At 45.9% G+C, this 2,726-nt stretch carries 2 protein-coding genes; both read right to left on the minus strand.

The window, feature by feature from the left end; translation table 11 throughout:
* Positions 1-186: 186 nt before the first annotated feature.
* On the minus strand, positions 187-1,626 hold the full coding sequence (gene nirK, locus ACESLU_RS13885; protein ID WP_372639229.1) for a copper-containing nitrite reductase: 1,440 nt from the start codon (positions 1,624-1,626) through the stop codon (positions 187-189).
* Between the two features lie 221 nt (positions 1,627-1,847).
* Positions 1,848-2,726: tetratricopeptide repeat protein (locus tag ACESLU_RS13890; RefSeq protein ID WP_372639231.1), on the minus strand; the 879-nt coding region annotated here is incomplete at its 5' end.

Here is a 2,726-nt window from a genome sequence, read left to right on the forward strand (position 1 = left end):
GGTGGGTATCCATGTAAAAGGATTCCACCCGTACACTGTCGCCGGTAGAGCTGTAGAACGGCATAAAGGTATCCTGTTCTATCGTAACCATACCGTTTGGCTGTGCTCGCGCCAAAAGAGTAAATCCGGCCAACAGGAAGATTAAGAGTATTGATTTTCGGTATAACAAGAGGCTATGTAATCAAGTTATTCAACAGGTCCCTGCTCCCGGATACGTTCCACGTCCCCGGGAGTAACCCGTCCACCTTCATTATCAAAACTATTGAGAATATAGGTAGTAACATTTGCGACTTCTTCGTTGGTAAGGTTTTGCCGGGGCATAACGCCGTCATAGGTTTCCCCATTTACCGTGATCTCGCCCGAAAGTCCGTGAACGATCGCGCTAATTCCGCGATCCGGATTTTCGTTCAGGTAATCAGAGTTTGCCACGGGTGGAAAGGCGCCCTCAATTCCTGAACCATCCTGCATGTGACAGGCCTGACAGACAGAAGTATATACCTCCTTTCCGTATTCCATCTGTTCTTCTATGCTTTCGGCGGCGGGTATCGACCGCTCTTCCATGGGTATTTCCTGAGTAGCCCCCCCTTCCGGCTGATAGACCTGTTCCAGCTGCTGACCGGTAAAGACGTTTTCATCATCTTCGCCGGAGACAGCGAGGGTTGCCAGAGCCCCTTTGTTAAAGGCCCGGAAAATAGCGTGGTCTACCAGTATATATTCACCGGGCACCTCCGTTTCAAACTCGACCATGGCTGAACCGCCAGCCGGGATGGAGGTCGTCTGAACATTATTCTGTACCTGATCGCCGCCCTCATAGTAGACCTTGTCAAATATTTCCCCGATGACATGAAAGGAGGAGGTTAAATTAGGTCCCCCGTTTCCTACAAATAAACGGACATTGTCACCTCGCTCTGCGGTTATGGCATTTTCATGCATCATAGAGCCAACAGAGCCGTTAAAGACCACATACTCCGGGTCCTCTTCAATCGCCCGGTCCATATCAAACGGCTGTAGCCCCCGTTCCCCGTAGTCGCCTTCGGTATAAAACTCGCTTTGCATGACATAGTATTCTTTGTCCACTTCCGAAAGTCCCCCGGCCGGCTCAATTAAAATAAGTCCGTACATGCCGTTGGCAATATGCATGCCGACAGGGGCTGTAGCACAGTGATATACATATAATCCCGGATTTAGCGCACGAAAGGTAAATACGGTTTCACGTCCCGGTGCCGTAAAAGTTGATTCGGCACCGCCCCCCGGCCCGTTTACCGAGTGTAAATCAATATTGTGGGGAAGTTTGTTATCGGGATGATTCTGCAGGTGGAACTCGATCATATCCCCTTCCCGGGCGCGGATAAATTTTCCGGGAACGTCCCCGCCAAAGGTCCACATCGTATAGGTGACCCCGTCAGCCAGGCGCATTTCCTCTTCCGTTACCTCCATATTTACAACTAACTTTGTTGCGTGATCCCGGTCAATGGGTGGAGGCACATTTGGGGGAAGCGTTAGTTCAGCCATTTCCTCGCCGACGATTTCGGCTGTTTCGGGATCGAAATCGTCTCCGGCCGAACAGGACGACAGTACTCCTGTCACCAAGAGTATAGTCCATAATTGTCTTAAATGCTTATGCATAATCCTCATCTTTTTTCGTGTATATTATGTTTAACAAACGGAAATAGGCTGGGGAGAACCCCTGTTTTCGGTGAACCTCTTATACAACCCATTGTAATGTATTTCGTACATCGGCCACAATCCACACAGATGCAATATTGTAAAAAAGAGGAGAATATGAAAATAAGCTTACAATTTGTATTCTGTGTAAAGAAGGGTGGAAAATCTCCGGCACTATTCCATCAATTTTCAGAGACATCCAACTGGTTGTCAAAAGTTTCGTAATTGAACTCGTTAATACCTTGCATCATTAAGCTGTCAATGGTTTTTCGATATATATCACAAAACAGATCTTCGGAGAGCATCGCCCTCGCTCCCTTTTTTGTAGCTCCCTCGCCATGTAGCTGTATTTGGCCCAGACTCTGATAAATCCTCCAGGCTTTCCTTAATTTTTTCTTACCGGCCTCTTTTTTATTCTCTATCCAGTCAATATAGCCTCTTAAAAATAAGGCTTGATAGTTTGTATTATCTGCTGATAAAACAGCGTCTAATAATTTTCCGGCTTCCAGCATATTGTTATCCAGTATTGCAATTTTCGACAACTGCAGGGGGGCACCAATCTCTTCCCGGTTTAAATCTTTTGCATAGCGATACTTTTTTTCGGCCCTATCCAGGTCAAATAGCGGGTTTTCGTCATCCATACAGGAATATAGCTTTCCTAATTGGAGTTGAGTACGCGGGGTATTCGCCTGGATGTCTTCCAGCTGTAGCCAGTATTTTTCAGCCTCTTTGAATTCCCGCTGAAACAGATACATGCTTCCCAGATAGTATAACGCATCCATATGTTCCCCATCTCGTTTCAGCGCCTCTTTATAATGATGTATCGCTTGTTCATAGTCTCCGGCAGTTCGACTTGTAGTAGCTTGCTGGTAGTGAGACCAAAACTCTTTACTTGCTTTTACTTCAGCATTTTGTTCTTCCTTTATGGAATGATCTTTTTGTAACTCTCCCTGTGATATATACTTCCAAATACCAACGGAGAAATACAAAAGTACCAACAAAGAAAAGGATAATATATGGGACTTTTTGATCATCGCCTGATATAATAATGGGTTAACATT

This window comes from Fodinibius sp., assembly GCF_041642155.1.
GTDB lineage: Bacteria > Bacteroidota > Rhodothermia > Balneolales > Balneolaceae > Fodinibius.